Raw genomic sequence first — 19488 nt, 5'->3', positions numbered from 1 at the left:
TTATGAACGATAATCCCCGTTTATTTTAACATAATCGTAGGTTAAATCACAGCCCCAGGCTTTTGCCTCGCCCTTGCCCTGATGCAAATCCACATAAATTGTAATCTCTTCTTCCGCCAAAATTTCCGCCGCCTCTTCTTCGCTGTGGGGATACAGTGCCGAATGTTCGCAGACTTTTATCACGCCTTTCCCAGAACCCATTTCTACCTGAATATCGCTGGCGTCAAAGTCGGCTCTCGCATAGCCCAGGGAGCAGAGTACTCTTCCCCAATTGGCGTCCTCCCCGAACATAGCGGACTTAAACAAATCCGAAGAAATTACAGATTTTGAGAGGATTCTCGCGGCATCTGCATCCGGCGCGCCTTTCACCTGGCATTCGATGAGTTTTGTGGCGCCTTCTCCGTCTCTGGCAAGTTTTTTGGTCAGTACCTCGGTTACCATTCTCAGGGCGCGGCAGAAGGTCTCAAATTCCGGTCCTTCTTCTGTAATCTCTTTGTTTCCCGCCGCTCCGTTGGCCATAATCGCCACCGTATCGTTGGTGGAGGTATCTCCGTCCACGCTAAGCTGGTTGTATGTATCTTTAATGTCTTCCGACAAGGCTTTTTGCAGCATTTCCGGGGAAACAGCCGCGTCCGTGGCAATAAAGGAAAGCATGGTTGCCATATTGGGGTTAATCATGCCGCTTCCCTTTGCCGTCGCGCCAATATGGCAGGTTTTGCCGCCCAGTTCAAATTCTACGGCACATTCCTTGGAAACGGTATCTGTGGTCATAATGGCTTCCGCCGCCATCGTTCCCCCGTCCGCGCTCAGAGCCTGGACAAGGGGGCCCATGCCGCGTTCAAAAGGCTCCATGCTGAGAGGTTCCCCGATGACTCCGGTGGAGCAAACGATAATATCTTCTGCCGGGATGCCGGTATATTCGGCGGTCAGCTGGCAGGTTTTCTCCGCGATTTCCCGTCCGTTGGGCGCGCAGGTGTTGGCATTTCCGCTGTTGCAGATTACCGCCTGGGCTTTTCTATTTTCCAGATGGGCTTTCGTCACCGCGATGGGCGCGCCCTTTACTTTATTCGTCGTATATACAGCCGCCGCGCTGCACAATCTGTCACTGACGATCAGCGCCAGATCCTTTTTCTCTGTGTTTTTGCTTCTGATTCCGCAATGCACGCCGGCCGCCTGAAAACCTGCCGGAGCGCACACTCCTCCGTCAATATAATTCATCTTTTCCTTATCCTTTCTGTCCTCAATGTTTATTTTTTGAATTTTGTATCCCCTGCCTGAGAAATGCCCCAGGTGGATACAAAAGTAATGGGCTTGCGGATTCATTCTTATGAAAATCCGCTTCAGTTCCGCTTTTCTCAAAATCGTAAGCTTCCAAAGGGGAAACTTTTGTATCCATTTGGCTTAAATTGCCGCCACAGGATACAAATCACCGCTTCGTTCTAAAGCAATCCGGTGGTTTCATCAATCCCCATCATAATATTCATGCACTGCACCGCCGCGCCGGAAGCGCCTTTTCCCAGATTATCGAGACGGGAAGCGATCAGAATCTGCTCTTCGTTTCCGCAGACGAAAATTTGCATCAGATTGGTGTCCGCCAGCGTATTCGCCGGAAGGAATCCGTCTTTTAAGGTTTCCGTCCCGCCCGGTTCCATCACCTTGACAAAGGTCTGTCCCGCATAGTGTTCGCTGAGAATCCGGTGAATTTCTTCCACTGTATATGGTTTCGCAAGGCACCGTACATGCAGGGGCACCGATACCACCATTCCGCTGTAATAATCATCCACAATCGGATTGAACATCGGCTTGTAAGAAAGCCCGCAGATCTTCTGCATCTCCGGAAGATGTTTGTGGCTCTGCCCCAGAGCGTACTGTCTGGGAGACTCACATTCCCTGGGCTTATCGCCGCCTTCCATAACCGCGATCATCTTCTTTCCCGCTCCGCTGTATCCGGAAATGCCATGGCAGGTGACCGGATAATCCCTTGGCATCACGCCTGCTTGCACAAGAGGGTATACGCAGGAAATAAATCCGCTGGCATAACAGCCCGGCACCGCCACCCGGCTGGAAGTCCGGATTCGCTCTCTGTGCTCCCCTGAAAGCTCAGGAAATCCGTATGCCCAGTCCGGGGAAATACGATGCGCCGTAGAAGCGTCGATGATCTTCGTATGGTCGTTATCTTTCTCTATCATAGAAACCGCTTCTCTTGCCGCCGCGTCGGGCAGACAGAGAAAGGTAATGTCCGATTCATTGATTCGCCGCCGCCTTTGCTCAGGGTCTTTGCGCTTTTCTTCCTCAATCTGTAAAAGCTCCAGATCCTGCCTTCCCCGGAACCGTTCGTGGATCTTCAGACCAGTCGTTCCTTCGCCGCCGTCAATAAAAATTTTAAAAGGTTTCTTCATTTGCTGTCTCCTTTATCACCTTAGCAAGGTAAATGAAAAATATACACACTATCATACCTTTATTTTTCCGAAAAATCAATAGCTTTTTAGGATTTTTATTATAGTGTACGCATATTTATTCAATCTTACTGAATATTCAAGCCAACCAAATATACAATGAAAAAAGCCTCCCGTGTTTTTTTAACGGAAGGCTGCGGAATTCAAATCCCGACTCTTACAAAAGATCCTTTATAAGAACTTCTTTATAAAGCTCCATGATTTTAGAATAATAAGATTTGCTAATTTCACAGTGAAAGGTTGTTTCCACCGAAAAGACCGGCGCCCAGATATTTCTCCGCAGTTTCTGAATATCGATTACGTTCTTTAAATTGACTGCGTAGGATCTGTGGCATCGCACGCAATAGGGTTCCCCGATTTCTTTGAGCGCCGTATCCATATTTTTATACAAAAGAGGATAACTGCGTTTCCCCGCATGAACATAGCAGTTCCTTCCCAGGACTTCCACTCCCAAAATCGCGCCCGCGTCTACAAACTTAAGCTCATCTCCGATGGTAAGAGGAATCACTCGTTTCATTTTTCTGCGCGCCGGCTGCTGATCCAGATTTTGCAGCAGAGAGCCGATACTGCGTTCTACCGATTCTTTTGTCAACGGCTTTACCAAATAGCTGTAGCAATGATATTCGTGAAACGCGTCCAGCTGTCCCATGGAATACCCGGTTACAAAGACAATTGGCGTCAAAGTGTATCCGGGAATTTCTCGAATTTTTGAAGCCAGTGTAAAGCCGTCCATCTGAGGAAGCTTTCGATCAATGAAGAAAACATCAATCTTTTCCTGCTGCCTCTTAATATATCTCAGCGCGATTTCTCCATCCTCAAACACTCTGCAGGAAAGGGCCGGCTGCAAGTGTCTCAATAAATCATGCAGATCTTCGGCGTCTGCTTTTTCGTCTTCAATAATCAATCCTTTCATTTTCTTTATCTCCTGTTCCTATTTATACTTCGACTCTTTTGTGACGTATTCTGTAATTTTATATCACGTCCCTTGAACCAGCGGACATTCCCCATTATATTCAGCAGTGAGATGTTTGAAAGACTTAGTAATCGTTCTAATTAAGGAAAGCAGGTGAAATCGTGGCAAAATTCAAGAAATTGCTTTTATCGCAGCCCGGACTCAGTGATCTGGATCGACTGAAAATTTCTTATGCCTCGGAACTTGTACGAAATGAATCGATCAAAACGGTTCTTTACGGAATTCTGTTTTTTCTCGCGGGATATTTTCCTGAGTTTCTTTTATGGCTGGCAATGTCCTGCACAATTCGTACCTTTGCCGGGGGAATTCATATGAGAACCAATGTGGGTTGTTTCTGCATGGGGCTTGTGACTATGGGTCTCGGAATTCTGCTACTGCCGCGCCTGCCGATTTCGCAATCCGTTTTTTTGTCTGCTTTGTGGATTTGCGCAGCCGTCATCTGTCTGCTTTCTCCGATTGCCTCTTACAAACGTCCGTTTAAAACAAAGGAGCGCTATCGTCTCTGTAAAAAATGGTCGATCCTTTTTACACTTGCCTGGAGCCTGATCCTTACATTTGCCCCGGCTCCGGCTTATTTGCAAAACTGCGGGGTATGCTATCTGGTATTGCAGGCTGTACAAATGATCGCGCAGTCTGTCTACCGCTATTTCAAACATAAAAAATCGATTGGAGGTCTACACGATGTTCAAAAAAATGCTTTATAAAGTTCTGCCCGTTTTCACTTTAGCGCTGGTTTTCTTTGCGGACACTGCTGCAAATACTTCAACATTCTTACACCATGGTGAGCCGGACTGCCCGGAAGAGTTACTGAAATAAGACGCGGATTACGATGATCTCATCGTTTTTCTGAATTTCAAGGCGCCCGCCGTGCGCTTCGACGATATTCTTTACGTTGGCGAGGCCGTATCCCCGCAGGTGGCCCCGCTTTGTAGAAACGCCCCGCTCCAACATCTGCTCGGCTGCCGGACTTTCCTCCGGAAGGCTGTTGATTGTCTGAAGAAACACGGTACCTCTCCGCTCTCCTATTTCAAAGAACACTTTCCGCCTTTCTGTTTCCATTCTCTCCACCGCTTCAAAGGCATTGTCCAGAAGATTTCCCACCAGCTCCACCTGTTCTGTCTGAGAAAGAGGGAGTTTCTTTTCTGTCTGTCTCGCTAATACGTGGAAAGCAACTCCTTTTCGTTCCGCCTCTTTTCGCTTATCATGTAAAATGGCTGAGAGAATACCGTCTCCCGCGTACATCATGCTCTTTTTCCCTTCGCGCTCCGCAATCAGCTCTTCCACATAAGCCGCTGCTTCCGATCTGCGCTCTCTATCCTCACTGACGTTCAGAAGGCTTTTGATTGCCCGAAGATGTTTTGCGAAATCATGCTGTTCTGCCGCCATCTGCTGTAAAAAAGACTCTTTAAGTTCCATCAGTTCTTTCTGTTTATTCAGCTCTTCCTTCTGCTGTTGATTTTTTATGAGCTTAAAGGCAAGCAGCATGTTTGAAATAACTGCTGCTAATACCAAGGCTACAATACTAATGTTCATCGTTTCAGTTTGATTCCAATTGTACATTTCTGCTAATTGTATAAGAATAAAATTGAAACAAATAACCCAAATGCTACTCTGGTATTTTTGGTAGTAGAACCAAATCTTTTTTCTTTTCCTTGTTGCCTTCAAAATCATAAGAAAAAAAGCAACAATACCTACCAAATAAATTAGAACCTTCTTTTCATCTTCGAAAAATAAAGGATCTATATAACAACAAATCATCGTCGTCAGCATTTCCACCGTTGCTACTAGTGTAACACTACAGACTGCATCGAAAACAGCCTCAAAAACTTTGTAATGATAAAATAATTTTATCATTACTGCGCTTAATAACAGATTCCCTCCAATATTTATATCAATCTCCCACTCGTCGAGAAGTGTAGTTATCAAAGACAATATTATAGTTATACTTATAATCTTCTTTATATTCCAATAATTTTGCCGTAATATACTGAGCATACAACATATTGTAAACACCTCCAGCCCGGACGCGGTAAAATGGTAGATGTAAGTCATCATTCTTCCTTTGCACTATCATAACTGCGCAGCAGAGTTTTCAGAATCATAAGGCATCCACTGAGAAACTGCAGTTCCCTTGCGGAACAATCCTCCAGAATCCCCGCGATTTCCTTTTTCAGAGGTACATTAGCGCTTGGATTGTTCACATAGCCACAGATCAGTTCATCCGGTGTCAGTTCCAACGCGTTCATAATATTAATAATTAAAGCAAGGCTGGGCACCGCCTTTCCCGTTTCCACATGACTGATATGGCTGTTTCCCACTCCTACTTTTTCAGCCAGTTCTTCCTGCGTCATTCCCTTTTCTTTTCTCGCTGTTTGGATTCGTTTTCCTAAATCGTAATACTTAATCTCCATTGCACACCCCTTTTTTTCTCTTATTTTATGTACAATAGATTCATATTAGAATAACTTGAAAATACGATTTATATTGTAAATACATTTTTTTAATATTTTTTCGCCATTTTATGCAATTCCATTAAAATCACACATACAGAAAGGACTGCCAAGGCAGCCGCATAAACATTCATCTGTCCGCAGATGCGTGCAATACGGCCTGATTGGAAAGCTTTATCAACATTCTATGTAAAACACAAATTGTTACTAAAATTTCCCGGCTTTGGGCTCTATATATGAGCAGATTTGCCGAAAAACAGCTGCTTTAAGTAAATTGTATCTCTGGAACGCTGAAAAAAATAGAAACAAATACAAAAAACTGCGAAATGTTGATAAAATTCTTCTGCAGCCTGATTTTCAAACATAGGAAAGGCGCCTGAGAACAAGTTATCAGACGCCAAGCGAAAAAACTTCTTAATTTATTTGTTTCTCTATCCTGCCTGTTTTTCTGAATGTTTGTTCCTTATGACCTGCATTTCGGGGCTCAGATTGTCTGCGCCCATGAAGATACCTGCTTGGGGCTTCTGACTCTGTTCCGCTCGAAAGATTCTCATAATTTCTCAGATAAAGAAATTTTCTTTCTGGACAGTCTGAAAGAGCATCTGTCCATCCGGCTCTTCCAGGATCGTAAACAGCAGAACACTTCTCCGAGAAAATCCATATCTTGGTTTCGGGAGACCTACTGTCTCACGCACAGAGAAGAAGAAATTCTGGAGTTGTTGCTTGATGGGCTGGAAAATGAACAAATCGCGGAAAAGCTCTGCATCTCGGAAAACACTCTGAGATGCCATATTTATAACTTATATGGCAAGCTGAACATTCAGCACCGCTGGCAGCTTCATTTTCTTGATAGGGAAATATAAATGCTTCCGGTTGCCTGCGGCCGTTTTTATCAACACTTTGCAAAAAATAAAAATTGTTTCCATATTTTTCGGGGCCCCAGCGTTCAAGGAGCAAATTTTCCGGGGCAAAATTGTGCTTTTAACACATCTGTCTCCCAGAAAGGCTGAAATAATGAAAACAATTTTAAAATACTATTAAATGTTTATAAAATTCCCGTTTTCGAGTTCGCGCATCACTCTACCAGCGCCTTCACCTTCTCCATCCGGTCGAAGGCTTCTTTGAGAACTTCAATTTCCTTCGTGCAGGCGATACGCACATACCCTTCCCCGCAGGCTCCGAAGGAAATGCCCGGAACAGTCAACACATGAGCTTCGTTGAGAATCAGATCGCTGGCCCGCATACAGTCCATTCCCAGTTTTTTGATGTTGATGAGAAGATAGAACGTCCCCTGGGGCGGCATCACCGAAAGATTCTTCATCGCGTTAATCCGATCCGCGGCGTAGAATACTCTTTTCTTATATTCCTCGATCATCGGCGGCTGCACAGTCTTCCGGTTGCGGATGGCGTGAATAGCCGCTCTCTGAGAAATGGAAGGCGCGGTAAACATAACCGCGTCGTTTACGGAATTAATGGCGCGAATCACCGGCGGAGGCGCGATAATCTGTCCGACCCGCCAGCCGGTCATGGTGTAATCCTTGGAATAGCTGTTGAGGGTAATGGTCCGTTCTTTCATACCCGGAAGGCTTGTCATGGGAATAAACGGCTCTCCAAAGCTGTATGCCGTGTAAATGTCATCGGCCACCACCAGCAGATCGTATTTTTTCGCGAGCTCCGCCACCGCCATGAGGGTTTCTCTTGTCATACATACTCCCGTAGGGTTATTAGGAGTATTAACCACAATGGCTTTGGTCCGTTCGGTAATCAGCGTTTCCATCCGCTGCACATTCAGCTGGAAGCCTTCTTCCTCGTAACAGTCCAGAATCACCGGAACACCGCCCGCGAACTTGATCTGGGTCGTATAGTAGGTATAATAGGGCGCGTGAATAATCACTTCATCCCCCGGATCCAGAATGCCGCAGAAAGCAAGACACATGGCGTGGGTGCCGCTGGCGGTAACGAAGATTTCCTCATCGTCTACCTCGTAATCGTATTCTTCTTTATAGTAATTGCAAATCTCCTGCCGCAGCTCGGCGTCGCCGCGGAAATCCGTATACTTGGTGTGACCCTTCCGCGCGTCCTCAAAAGCTTTGTCTATAATAATGGGATCGGTAACCAGATCCGGATCCCCCAGACTCAGATCGATAACATCATCGTATCTCTGGGCCAGCTTATCCACAATGCTCATAGGAGGCACTTCTTCTTTCCAGTACCGCTTTGCTACAAACTTGTGCTTCATCGTTTATTCCTCCCCTTTTACGAATTTTGTCACAATAGACATGGCCGCCGGTATGACATAGGTAAAAACGTTTTCTTTTTCCGCCCCCGCGCAGGCAAGCGCCTCCTCCAGAGAAGAAAACATCTGAACTCCGCTTTTTTCCAGCTCCTCTGCCGGCTGATAATCCGAAACCAGCATCAGACGGTATTTGTTTGCCATCTCGCAGATGTAATAGCCGGAATACGCTTCAGGCTCAAAGGCTTCCCGCATTTTCTTTTCCCGCTCCAGATGGCTGTCGTAATCGGTTATAATGGAAACAGAGGGGTCCGCTCCCATCCCGTCCTCACACCGTGCCAGCAGAATGACGGCGCCTCCCGGTTTTACCGCGTCGATTCCTACCGCGTAGCCTTTTGACGCCTGATACAGATTCATGTCTTTGGGATAACCGCCGCAGCAGGCTATGGCAATATCCGCTTTCCGTCTGATAGGAACCATACACGCCTCTTCACAATACCCGGTTCCTTTGCGGAACGCCTGCTCCCAGTCGCCTGCCACCGCTTTATAGTATCGATTGTTTCCATCCAGCACCACGTTGAAAAGAAAAGCCGGCCGCAACAGCCCACAGGCATCCACCATGTCCTCGTGCATGGGATTTCCCTCAAGATTGCCCAGCCTGCAGTCGGGATTCAGACCACCGCCCAGTTCCTTGGCGAAAACACGCAGATGATTGGCGCAGACCGCTTCATAAGATACGATCCCCGGCATAACGGATTTTCTTCCGCCGCCGAATCCTGCCATATCGTGATAAGTAACCGCTCCTGTCAGGACAACCAGATCCGCCTCCGCCGCGTAACGGGAAACACAGATCGGCGTTCCATGGCGTGTTGTTCCCAGATGAACCAGATTCTTTTCATCCCGGCAGTCATGCTCCACAAACCGAAATCTGCCGTAAAGTCCTCCCAGAACCAGGCGTTTTTCTTCCTCGCTCTGGGGAGAATGGGCGCCCAGGGCGCACAGCAGCGTAATCTGCTCATCCGGAACTCCTGCCTCTTCCAATTCCCGAATCACATAGGGCAGAAAAAGGCTCATTTTCTGATACGCCCGGCTGATGTCCGATACCACGATGCAGACCGAATCCGAGGGGCTGGCCAGATCCCGCAGCCGGGGACTTCCGATGGGATGCTCCAAAGCTTCCTGAATCAGAGCTTCTTCCTCCCGCGCCTCCCGTTCTTCCGAGGCCAGGATCGCGTAATTCGCCAGCTTGTCACAGTCCAGCGCTACTGTACCGTCTCCGTATTTCAGGTCGATCTTCATTTCCGGATCACTCCTCTCTCTGAGAACGCAGCACCGTTCCCGGATTCAGAATACACTTGGGGTCAAAGACTTTTTTAATCTGCTCCATCAGTTCCATTTCCCGCGGCGATTTCTGCAGCGGCAGATCTCCGACCCGCAGCTTCCCGATTCCGTGCTCCCCGGTAATGGTTCCATGATAGGAGAAGCACAGCTGATACATCTTTTCCTGCAGCTCTCTGTGATAATCCGGCACTTTGCCATCCACCAGCAGAATATCATTATGCACGTTTCCGTCCGCAATATGGGCGGTGATATTGGTTCTGGTATCATAGGAATCCACCAGCCTCCACAGTTCCCCTAAAAATTCCGGCATACTGCTTGGCGGCACTGCCATATCAAAGGAATGGTAAATATCATCCTTGATGACATCATAGCTGCCGCTTCGGATGGCTAAAACGTCTGCCTCCTCCTGCTTGGTTCCCGCGAACATCGCTTCTCTGGCATGGTGGCGGTCGCAGATTTGATCAATTGCCCGGCAGTTGTCGTACAGGGCGGTTTCCGTCTTCTCCGAGAGAATGATAATCAGATCCGCGCTGCCTTCCTTCACCGGCCAGTGGAGCCCCAAAAGCTCCGCCGTCTCCAGATTCAGCTTTTTGTCCTGATATTCCACCGCCAGGGGCGAGACGCCGCTTTTTACTACGTCCAGCACTGCGGAGGATGCTTCTTCAATGGTATCAAAGGAAGCCACAATGGAAGCGGTGTATTTTTCTTCCGGATAAATCCGCAGAGTAACTTCCGTTACAATCGCCAGGGTTCCTTCGCTGCCGATAATCAAATGCATCAGATTGTAGCCCGCATTGTCCTTCAGAAGTTTTCCTCCCAGAGAAAGGACGCTGCCGTCCGCCAGCACCACTTTGATGCCCTTGATATGATTCCGCATAATTCCATGGCGCACTGCCCGGGCGCCCCCCGCATTGGTGGAAACCATGCCGCCCATCTGCGCCCCTTCATCGCCGGGGTGTACCGGAAAGCCGATGCCCTCGTGGCCTTCCAGTTCCTCCAGAAGGTCCGCCAGAGTCACCCCCGCTTCCATGACAGCCATCATATTCTTTTCATCGATCTCCAGAATATGGTTCATTCGTTCCATACTGATAATAATACTGTCATAAACAGGCGTCGCCGCTCCGCAAAGCCCCGTACCGCCGCCCCGCACGACGACGGGAATATTTTCCTGAGAAGCCAGGGAAACAATAGCCGACACTTCTTCCGTGGAAGCGGGTTTTACCACAACACAGCCTTCGGAGGCCTTCGGACGCAGGGGGATTTCCACCTGATCGTACAAATAAGCCGAAACCTGCTGTCTATCGGTAAGCAGATAATCCCTTCCCACGATTCCAGTCAGTTTTTCAATGATTTGCCGGTTCATTTTTCTTCCCCCTTCCATGCTTTCACATCTTCGATCATCTGCGGCAGGATCTGGTACAGATCCCCTACATAGCCATAGTCACAGATAGAAAAGATTGGCGCGGAAGGGTCTGTATTGACGGCAATTACGACGTCCGATTCCTTCATTCCCGCCAGATGCTGCGGCGCTCCGGAAATTCCGCAGGCGATATACAGAGCGGGCTTTACCCGATTTCCGCTGTAGCCGACCTGCATAGAGCTTCCCGCAAGTCCCGCGTCTACAAGGGCGCGGGAAACACCAACCTGTCCGCCCAGCAGATCCGCCAGTTCTTTTAAGAGAGCCAGATCTTCTTTTTTGCGGATTCCTCTTCCTCCCGCCACGATCACCTGAGCGTCCTGAATATTTTCCTGAAGCTCCCGATACACTCGCGTAATCCTGCATCCGGAAACTTCCGTCCGATACGGCTTTATCACTTTTATATTAACTTCCCTTGACTTGTCCGAAACCGCTTCAGGAAATTCCTTGTACCGCACGGTTGCCATCTGAGGCATGGTCCCGGTTACAATATGGGCTAAAATATTGTCGCTGAAAGCCGGACGTATCTGTTCCAGTTTCCCCGCTGTTTTTTCTTCCGTACTGATCTGCAGCTGTGTGCAGTCGGCCGTCAGGCCGGTCCGCAGCGCCGCCGCGATCCTCGGTCCCAGGGATCTTCCCAGAGAGGTGGCTCCAATGAGCACGATTTCCGGTTCATGCTCTCTGATAAACGCGCAGATATTTTCTTTATAGAGCTGTTCTTCCGGCTCTTCAAAAGCCGGATCCTTCATATAATAAACCGTCTCGGCCCCTCTTCTGCAAAGTTCGGCTACGTCCGGCTCCCCGTTCCCAAGGATCAGACATTCCACAACCGATTTTCCGGAAGGATAAAGCTCCAGAGCCTTTCCAATCAGTTCATAGGCAACTTTGTGGACGCCGCCTTCGCACAGTTCCGCCAGAATTAAAATTTTATGTCTCTGCTCCACGCTTTTCCCTCCTTATAATACCTCTTTCATCGCGCCCCGGATGGCTGCGGAAAATTCACCATAGCTCTCCCGGAAAATTTTGCTGTCCCGGGTCTTCATCCTCGGCACCTCAATTTTCAGAACCTTCGTGGGGGAGCCTTTAAAGCCGGTTTCCTCTTCCGTAAGAAGCCCTTCCAGATCCGCCAGTTTCAGCCGTATAATCTCCGCGTCCAAAGACTCCAGCTTCCTCTTCAGGGTCGGCATCTGGGGGAAGTTGATATTCTTGGTTACAGAAAGAAGAGCAGGAAGCGTCATAACCCTCTCCTGCTTTTTTCCACTGAGATCTTCTACCCGCACTGTAACTTCCTTTTCACTCATGCCGCAGATTTCTTCCACATAATAGCTGTGGGGAATTCCCATCCGTTCAGCGACTTCCGCTCCCACCTGGGCTGTATCTCCGTCTACGGACTTTTCCCCGCAGAGAATCAGATCCGGCTTCCCCATTTTTTTTACAGCCGCCGCCAACGTTCTTGAAGTCGCCAGCGTATCACTTCCTCCGAATTTGGCGTCTGTCACCAGAACGCATCGATCCGCGCCCCGGGCGAAAGCGTCTTTCAGGGATTTTTCCGCTTTCGGCGGTCCCATAATCACGGCTGTAACCTGACAGCCGCAGATCTGTTTCAGATCCACGGCCGCCTGCAGCGCGTTCAAATCAAAGGGGTTCATCTCCGCATCCGCGGAATTGCGGTTTACGGTGCCCTTTTCGCTATCGAATTTGACTCGTGTCATATCCGGCACTTCTTTTATCAGTACAAAGATATGTTTCATCCTTGTCCTCCTTGCTTTTATTCGTTCTTACGCCTCCGCTTTCTTTTTATCCGGGATAATCAGAGAGAGAAGACCCACGGCAACCAGAGAAACCGCCATGCTCACATAAACCGGATCGCCTCCCGGTCCCATATGTCCGGTGGCGTACATGGTCAGGCAGCAGGCCGCGCCCAGTACAATCCCCGCCGTAACGCCCCATGTGGAAGCCTTCTTCCACCAGAGAGTCGCGATCATCGGGAAGATAAACGACGATCCGCACAGAGAGAAGATAAAATACAGTACATCCGCCAGGGTCGTCACTTTCAGAGCCGTGTACACGACAATCGCGCCCAGTACGCAAATGGCGATGGGCAGCACCTTCTTCAGCGTATCATCCGAAAGATCCGGCTTGATGGCCTTGCCCACATCGTAAACCAGATGGGTCGTCGCCACCAGCAGCATCGCGCTGATAGTGGACATGATCGCCGCCAACAGAGCCGCGATACCCAGCCCCCGCAGAACCGGCGGATAATAGTGCATGATATAGACCGGGAAAGCCGCTTCGGTCGTTCCGTATGTATCCGCGATGTTCGGCATCGCCTGCATGGCTCCCGCGCCGATAAACAGAAGTCCCGCGCCGAATACCACATACAGGATACCGGCGATAACAAAGGATTTTTTCGCGGTTCGTTCCGTATCTGCCGCCAGGGCTCTCTGCGGAACCGTCGGGTCTCCCGGAGTTCCTACAAACATGAGGATCGCGCTGCTTGCCATATACGCCAGCGGAACTCCCTCAAAGGGATTCGTAAGCGATGTCCCGCTTACTTGCACCGCGCTTTCCAATGCTTCAAAAGATCCCGCGTTTTTAATAGCCAGGATCGGTCCGATTACCATGATTACCACAATCATAATAACAAACTGTACCACATCTGTCCATACAACAGAATAAAGTCCGCCCAGAGCCGTATAGCCCACAACGATTATGCAGGTCACCAGAACCGCGGCAAACATGCTGATATTCAGGTTAAAGTCCCTGCTGATATAAGTAATCAATCTTCCCATACCCGCAACGCAGATGGTTACCGATCCAAGACAATAAATCGGAACAATCAATCCGGAAAAAAATCTCGGCAGTCTTCCGAACCTTCCCGCGATCAGCTCCGCCATAGATCTGGCTCCGGTTCTCCGTACCGCTGTGCAATATACCAGACCAAATATAATACAGCCCGCTGCCAGGCCGATAAAGTTCCACATAATACCCGCGCCATACTGGTATACACTGCCTACGATTCCCATGGTGGTTCCCGCGCCGGTCAGAGCTGCTACCAGCGTTCCTACCAGAGAAAAAGTCTTAAACCGGTTCCCCGCAACCAGAAAATCGTCTACCGATTTAATCCTGGTTCTCGCGTACACCCCTACGCCAAACATGGCCACGATATACACGGCAATAATTATAATATCAGCAATTGTCATTTGAAACTCCTTTCTTTCGCAAATTGCCATACACAAAAAATATAACATTTAATATATTGTATATTATAATGAATTCGAAAAAGCGCGTCAATCATTATTATGCATATCTGTGAATAATAATCATATTTTTGATTTATCCCATTTCGATTTGTTGTTAAATTATTAACTATGGGGTATCAGATTTTCTTGTATCAAATATCAGGTTTGTATAGATTCCATATTTTATTCTGACTATTATAATTATTTGTAAGAGTTGCGCAGCTCAGACGATTTATAACGATTGCTTTTGTGTTGACCAGTTATTGTTCTACTTTAATGATCGAATTTAATGATTGGAGGAACAAATGGAAAGAAATGTTATAATTGGCGACAGTGCTCTGACAAAGAAACGCTCTATGCAGGGTATGATTGCCGCCTGTCTGCTGATGGTCAGCTGGACAGGCATGGGTTGGAATGCGCTTGGTACATATTCCGTATTTGTTGTAGAGGATCTGGGATGTTCGACTGCGCAATTCATGATAAACTTTACAATCTTAAGCTGGGTAAATGCCGCAATCAGTATGACTATTTACGGTATCTGTATTGATAAGTTCGGCACACGAAAAATGATTCTAATCGGCGGGTTGTTCTGTACAGCTGGATTCGCCTTGTTCGGGGTATCTCCGTCCATTCAGTTTATGTGGTTTGCGGCAACTGTATTCGCAATCGGGCTGGCGTTTATCAACATCAACACACTGAATGTCATGATCAACAGCTGGTTTAAAAAGAATACAGCCAGATATACCGGAATCGCGCAGAGTTTCGGACCTCTGGGCGGTGCTTTCTTTAATTCTATGTGGGGAATCGTTATGGTTTCCATCGGTTTCCGAATTCCCTTTTATATCAGTGCTGTCATTTCACTTGTCTTTACGTTTCTGGTGTATATACTCTATGTCAACAAGGAAGATGCAGACTGCCTGGCAAGAGGCGAGGCAGAGCTTCTGGAAGAAGCAAAAAAGAATACCAATAACGACAGGGAAGTCACAATTGAAACCGGACTCTCTTTTAAAGCAAGCGCCCGCAAAGGACGGTTTTGGCTGCTTCCGGTCTGCTACATCCTAGCAGGGATCTGTGACTATGGGCTTTTGGGGAACTTTGCGTTAATCGCCGCTTCTCACGGTTATGCGGAGCAGGCAGGCTTTATTATGGGATTCAGCTGGTTGTTCCAGATCGCGGCATTCCTGGTTCTGGGGCCGGTATGCGATAAACTTGGAAGTAAATATTCTCAGCTTATCTGCTTTATTATGGTAATCATCGTTTCCTGTCTGTTCCTGGCTGATATTGTTTCCCTTCCGATTATCTTCCTGTCGGCAGCGCTGCTCGGATTTGCGGACGGCGCTGTACAGCTTCCGATGGGTGCGTCCGCAAGAGAAGCTCTGGGGACAAAGGACTTTGCGAAAAAGATGGGTATTGTAGGCGGCGGATGCTACATCGGTGTTGGAATCTCTACCGTAATTGTAGCAAGAATCTTCGATGTAACCGGAAGCTACAAGTCGGCATTTATTCTTATTATTTGCTTAAGTATCGTAACTGCTCTGCTGTTCTTTATAGCTACCAGAAAATCTTATACCGAAGAAGAGGTTGCCGCGGAACGGGCAGGGCTCAAGTAATCATTATCCTATATTTATTATATTTAAGAATGGAGGAGTTATTATGAAAGCGAAAATGTTAGACGGAAAAGTTGCAATCATCACAGGAGCCAGTTACGGCATGGGCTGCGCAATGGCAGAGCTCTTTGCGGAAGAGGGAGCCAGGCTTGTCATTACTGCCCGCGGCCAGGAAAAGCTTGATGAAGAGGTCAAAAAGATCAAGAATATGGGCTATCCCGATGTTATTGGTGTTGTCGCAGATAATCAATATACAAAAGATATCCAGAATGTAATCAAAACCGCGACGGATGCCTATGGCGATCTGGACATTGTCTTAAATAATGCCGGAATCGGAGAGCAGAAATCCATTGAAGAAACCGAAGATGAATGGATGGACTTTATACTCAAAGTAAATCTGGAAGGCCCGATGAAATGGATTCGGGAATCTCTAAAGATCTTCCGCCCTAAAAACGACGGCGTTATCATCAATGTATCTTCTGTAAACGGTCAGCGTCCCATGTGCGGCGCTTCCTATACTTCTTCCAAGGGAGGCCTTAACACGCTGACCAAAAATGTAGCGATGCTGCTGAATGATACGAATATTCGGGTCAACGCAATTGCCCCGGGAGCCACCCGTACACCGGCACACCTCGCAAACCTGGAGGGGAAACAGGAAGGCGGAAAATCCTGGGAGGGACATAATGACAAATATGTATATTTCCCCGGACCGGAATGTGAGTGCATCGATCAGGCATGGGCATGTCTCTATCTGGCAAGTGAAATGGGAAGATGCGTAAAAGGCCAGGTTCTTCAGGTCTGCAACGCTGCTTTCCTGTAATAATCAGTTTTTACCGGTAAGACGGAGGGGTATGGAATTCTCATGCAGTTTCCATACCCCTCCGGGCATTTTATCACAGCTTCGTGATAAGCAATTCTTTCCTTTTATTCCACCATCTTCTCCCGCATACTTTTGAGTACTTTTTTCTCGATGCGGGATACCTGCACCTGGGAAATTCCCATTTTTCCCGCAATCTGCTGCTGGGTCATGTCTTTGAAATACCGAAGCACAATCACCTGCCGCTCCCGCTCCGAAAGGGAGCCGATCACCATTTTCAAGTCGATCAGTTCGATATTCCGATCTTCCTCGGAAATATGACTGACCTTTTTTTCCCGATAGCCTTCCGAGATTTCACTGTTGTCCAGACTTTCCACGTTAGAGAGGGCTTCCGCCGCGTCCAGAATTTCCAGCACCTTCTCCACCGGAACCTCCATTTCCCGGGCAAGGTAGCTCAGCTTGGGCCAGGTCCCGTTCTTATAATAGTATTCTTCTTTGATCCGTTTCAGATTCCGGATGTCCGTCTTCATCTGGCGGCTGACCTTGAGCTTGCCGTCATCGCGGATATACCGTTTGATTTCTCCCAGAATCATAGGCACCGCGTAGGTGGAAAACATCACGTCAAAGCTCATGTCAAACCGTTCAATGGCTTTAAGCAGACCCATAAACCCGATTTGCAGCAGATCTTCCAGTTCATAGCCGGATCCCGCGAACTTCAGAGCCAGATTTTTCACAAGGCCGGTATTCTGGCTGACAATCTGTTCGCATGCCTGCCGATCTCCCTGCTGGGCTCTTTGAATCAGGGCGTATGTATCTTCTTTTTTAACCGGGACATATTTAGAAGCCATCGCCGACATCCAACTGTTTGATCATCGTCACGGTGGTTCCCTCTCCCACACATGAGGTGACCTCTACTCGATCCATAAAGCTTTCCATCACCGTAAATCCCATACCGGAACGTTCTTCCGGCTTTCCTGTCGTAAACATCGGTTCTCTGGCTTTCTCCACATCCGCAATGCCCGCGCCCTGATCCCGGACAAGAAGAACAACTTTCCGATCCGTGAGAATCCTGCATTCCAGTTCCACCATCTTTTCCGGATCTTCCCCATATCCGTGGATGATGCTGTTGCTGACCGCTTCGGAAACGCCGGTCTTGATTTCCGTAAGTTCTTCAATCGTCGGATCCAGACACGCCACAAAGGCCGCGGCCGCGGCCCGGGCAAAGGCTTCGTTTTCCGCGCGGGCCGCGAATTCCATCTTCATTCTATTCTCCACTGGCACTCACCTCCATCTGCATCTGCCGCTGTCCTTTCAAAAGACAGAGCGCATCCTGCACATTCTTCTGCCTGTCCACAAGGGAAAATACTCCCGCCATATATAAAATCTTTTCCACGAATTCGGAACATCCCGCGAGAAAAATCCTTCCGTCTTTGCGGGTCACCTTATTATATCTTCCCAGTACCACGCCGATACCGGAACTGTCCATGAACGTTACTTTTTCAAAATCCAAAATCAGATGCCGGCATTGAAAGGCTTCCATCGTCTGATCAATTTCATCCCGCACCGCGGCCGCGCTGTGATGATCCAGTTCTCCAAATACGGAAGCGATTAGAATATCATCTGTCATCTGAAATTTTACATGCATAAAAAAGTCCTCCTTTCTCTGACCTGCACGGTACAGTTCCATTATAGTACCGCCCTGCCGGCTTGTCCTTAGGAGAAAAGGAGGAAATTCTTCTATTTTTAGCGATTATTCCGGCTTTATGTCGATGGTTTCTCTGGAAGCTGCAGCATCCGCGATCAGAGTTTCGCAGTCCAGGCGGCTCTCGGATTCCAGGATTCGCTCCAGTCTCGGCTTTGTCACCGGATGCTTGGGAAGGAATACGGTGCAGCAATCCTCATAAGGCTGGATTGACGTTTCATACGTACCGATCTCCCGCGCCTTATCCATAATATCGACTTTATCCAACGCGATCAGCGGACGCATAACCGGCATCTTGACCGACGCGTCGGTTACCACCAGCGCTTCGGCGGTCTGGCTGGCAACCTGCCCCAGATTTTCTCCGGTAATCAGCATGCCGCAGCCCGTCTCACCAGCGACCTTTTCCGCGATCCGCATCATAAAACGGCGAACCAGAATGGTTGTTTCTTCTTCCGGACAGTTCTGAACAATCTGTTCCTGAATCGGCAGCAGATTGATCACATGCATTTTAAACCGGCCGCAATAGGTAGCGACGATTCTCGCCAGCTCTTCGACTTTCTCCTGCGCTCTCTGACTGGTATACGGATAGGAATGAAAATGGATCGCTTCGATCATCATTCCCCGCTTTGCCATCATCCAGGTAGCCACCGGGCTGTCGATACCTCCGGACAGAAGGCTCATGCCCTTGCCGTTGGTTCCCAGGGGCAGCCCGCCGAATCCGGCGATTTTGTCCTGGTAAATGTACGCTTTATCATGGCGTACATCCACAAAAAGCAGGCAGTCCGGATGGTTGACATCCACCCGCAGCACCTTGCATCCGATCAGGATTTTCGCTCCGATAATCCGTCCGATTTCCGGTGATTTTACAGGAAAATTTTTATCCGCCCGCTTTGCCTTCACTTTAAACGTCTGAATGCCCCGTTCCTCGATAGCTTCTTTCATATAAGCGACTGCCGCTTCGCCGATGGCGTCCAGCGCGGGCTCCGCTTCCACAGCCGGGCTGATGGAAGCGACTCCAAACACTTTGGAAATTTCCCGGATAATCTCTTCTTTCTCATAGGATTTATCCGCTCTCACGAAAATCAGCCCCTCCTGGCGCTTCACTTCAAAATCCGCAAATTTCCGTTTCAGCAGCTTGCGGATCCGTTCCGCCAGCATCCGCTCAAAATATGGCTTGTTCATGCCCTTTAAGGCAACCTCTCCGCATCTGACAATAAAAATATGTTGCTCGTTCAAGACCTTCTCCTTCT

The 19488-nt window shown here is 48.3% G+C and carries 20 protein-coding genes; 5 read left to right on the top strand and 15 right to left on the bottom strand.

Features of this window, described 5'->3' with window-relative positions; all coding sequences use genetic code 11:
• From argJ to H9L42_RS07475, 3 genes are all read right to left on the bottom strand, one after another.
• A complete protein-coding gene (gene argJ / locus H9L42_RS07485) occupies positions 1-1218 on the bottom strand; it encodes a bifunctional glutamate N-acetyltransferase/amino-acid acetyltransferase ArgJ (protein ID WP_187302775.1) in 1218 nt (405 codons plus the stop codon).
• A gap of 221 nt (positions 1219-1439) precedes the next feature.
• Complete coding sequence (argC, locus tag H9L42_RS07480) at positions 1440-2399, bottom strand: N-acetyl-gamma-glutamyl-phosphate reductase (protein WP_187302774.1); 960 nt, start codon at positions 2397-2399, stop codon at positions 1440-1442.
• A gap of 214 nt (positions 2400-2613) precedes the next feature.
• Positions 2614-3369, bottom strand: coding sequence for a LytR/AlgR family response regulator transcription factor (locus tag H9L42_RS07475; RefSeq protein WP_187302773.1), 756 nt, complete (start codon positions 3367-3369; stop codon positions 2614-2616).
• Between the two features lie 161 nt (positions 3370-3530).
• Here H9L42_RS07475 and H9L42_RS07470 point away from each other — a divergent pair, with 161 nt between their 5' ends.
• Entirely contained in the window at positions 3531-4133 is a 603-nt protein-coding gene (locus H9L42_RS07470) for an accessory gene regulator B family protein (protein ID WP_187302772.1), read from the top strand.
• Positions 4111-4245 carry a cyclic lactone autoinducer peptide gene (locus tag H9L42_RS17355; RefSeq protein WP_187302771.1) on the top strand — a complete coding sequence of 45 codons (135 nt, stop codon included), beginning with the start codon at positions 4111-4113 and terminating at the stop codon, positions 4243-4245. Before H9L42_RS07470 ends, H9L42_RS17355 begins: the two co-directional genes overlap by 23 nt.
• On the opposite strand, the gene H9L42_RS07460 is transcribed toward H9L42_RS17355, so the two are convergent.
• Positions 4234-4962 (bottom strand): sensor histidine kinase, encoded by a 729-nt coding sequence (locus tag H9L42_RS07460; protein ID WP_187302770.1) that lies wholly within the window; start codon positions 4960-4962, stop codon positions 4234-4236. The genes H9L42_RS17355 and H9L42_RS07460 overlap by 12 nt on opposite strands.
• 518 nt (positions 4963-5480) lie before the next feature.
• Positions 5481-5840 (bottom strand): helix-turn-helix domain-containing protein, encoded by a 360-nt coding sequence (locus H9L42_RS07455; RefSeq protein ID WP_187302769.1) that lies wholly within the window; start codon positions 5838-5840, stop codon positions 5481-5483.
• A gap of 491 nt (positions 5841-6331) precedes the next feature.
• Here H9L42_RS07455 and H9L42_RS07450 point away from each other — a divergent pair, with 491 nt between their 5' ends.
• A complete protein-coding gene (locus tag H9L42_RS07450) occupies positions 6332-6742 on the top strand; it encodes a LuxR C-terminal-related transcriptional regulator (RefSeq protein ID WP_187302768.1) in 411 nt (136 codons plus the stop codon).
• Between the two features lie 212 nt (positions 6743-6954).
• On the opposite strand, the gene H9L42_RS07445 is transcribed toward H9L42_RS07450, so the two are convergent.
• The 6 genes from H9L42_RS07445 to H9L42_RS07420 are packed head-to-tail and all read right to left on the bottom strand — an operon-like array spanning position 6955 to position 14073.
• Entirely contained in the window at positions 6955-8118 is a 1164-nt protein-coding gene (locus H9L42_RS07445) for a pyridoxal phosphate-dependent aminotransferase (RefSeq protein ID WP_187302767.1), read from the bottom strand.
• Between the two features lie 3 nt (positions 8119-8121).
• Entirely contained in the window at positions 8122-9411 is a 1290-nt protein-coding gene (locus H9L42_RS07440; protein ID WP_187302766.1) for a nickel-dependent lactate racemase family protein, read from the bottom strand.
• Between the two features lie 7 nt (positions 9412-9418).
• A complete protein-coding gene (locus H9L42_RS07435) occupies positions 9419-10816 on the bottom strand; it encodes an FAD-binding oxidoreductase (protein ID WP_187302765.1) in 1398 nt (465 codons plus the stop codon).
• On the bottom strand, positions 10813-11814 hold the full coding sequence (locus H9L42_RS07430) for an FAD-binding protein (protein ID WP_187302764.1): 1002 nt from the start codon (positions 11812-11814) through the stop codon (positions 10813-10815). Before H9L42_RS07430 ends, H9L42_RS07435 begins: the two co-directional genes overlap by 4 nt.
• 12 nt (positions 11815-11826) lie before the next feature.
• The gene (locus H9L42_RS07425; protein WP_187302763.1) at positions 11827-12621 is read right to left on the bottom strand and encodes an electron transfer flavoprotein subunit beta/FixA family protein; all 795 of its coding nucleotides are present in this window, start codon (positions 12619-12621) and stop codon (positions 11827-11829) included.
• 27 nt (positions 12622-12648) lie between these two features.
• Positions 12649-14073 carry a sodium:solute symporter family protein gene (locus H9L42_RS07420; protein WP_187302762.1) on the bottom strand — a complete coding sequence of 475 codons (1425 nt, stop codon included), beginning with the start codon at positions 14071-14073 and terminating at the stop codon, positions 12649-12651.
• A 344-nt stretch (positions 14074-14417) separates the two neighbouring features.
• Between H9L42_RS07420 and H9L42_RS07415 the strand changes: the two genes are divergently transcribed.
• Together H9L42_RS07415 and H9L42_RS07410 are read left to right on the top strand one after the other, a co-directional pair.
• Positions 14418-15722: an MFS transporter gene (locus H9L42_RS07415; protein WP_187302761.1), complete on the top strand. Its 1305-nt coding sequence runs from the start codon at positions 14418-14420 to the stop codon at positions 15720-15722.
• A gap of 43 nt (positions 15723-15765) precedes the next feature.
• Positions 15766-16539 (top strand): SDR family NAD(P)-dependent oxidoreductase, encoded by a 774-nt coding sequence (locus H9L42_RS07410; protein WP_187302760.1) that lies wholly within the window; start codon positions 15766-15768, stop codon positions 16537-16539.
• A gap of 104 nt (positions 16540-16643) precedes the next feature.
• Here H9L42_RS07410 and H9L42_RS07405 read toward each other — a convergent pair whose 3' ends face one another.
• From H9L42_RS07405 to thiI, 4 genes are all read right to left on the bottom strand, one after another.
• Positions 16644-17384, bottom strand: coding sequence for a sigma-70 family RNA polymerase sigma factor (locus H9L42_RS07405; RefSeq protein WP_243235704.1), 741 nt, complete (start codon positions 17382-17384; stop codon positions 16644-16646).
• Complete coding sequence (gene spoIIAB, locus H9L42_RS07400; RefSeq protein WP_187302758.1) at positions 17374-17811, bottom strand: anti-sigma F factor; 438 nt, start codon at positions 17809-17811, stop codon at positions 17374-17376. Before spoIIAB ends, H9L42_RS07405 begins: the two co-directional genes overlap by 11 nt.
• Positions 17801-18181, bottom strand: a complete 381-nt coding sequence (gene spoIIAA / locus H9L42_RS07395; protein ID WP_187302757.1) for an anti-sigma F factor antagonist — start codon at positions 18179-18181, stop codon at positions 17801-17803. The genes spoIIAB and spoIIAA overlap by 11 nt, the downstream gene beginning before the upstream one ends.
• A 105-nt stretch (positions 18182-18286) precedes the next feature.
• Positions 18287-19474: a tRNA uracil 4-sulfurtransferase ThiI gene (thiI, locus tag H9L42_RS07390; RefSeq protein WP_187302756.1), complete on the bottom strand. Its 1188-nt coding sequence runs from the start codon at positions 19472-19474 to the stop codon at positions 18287-18289.
• Positions 19475-19488: the final 14 nt, after the last annotated feature.

Source organism: Zhenpiania hominis (assembly GCF_014333425.1).
In the GTDB taxonomy this organism is placed as follows: Bacteria; Bacillota; Clostridia; order Peptostreptococcales; family Anaerovoracaceae; genus Hominibacterium; species Hominibacterium hominis.
This window is presented reverse-complemented; position numbering and strand designations above follow the sequence as displayed.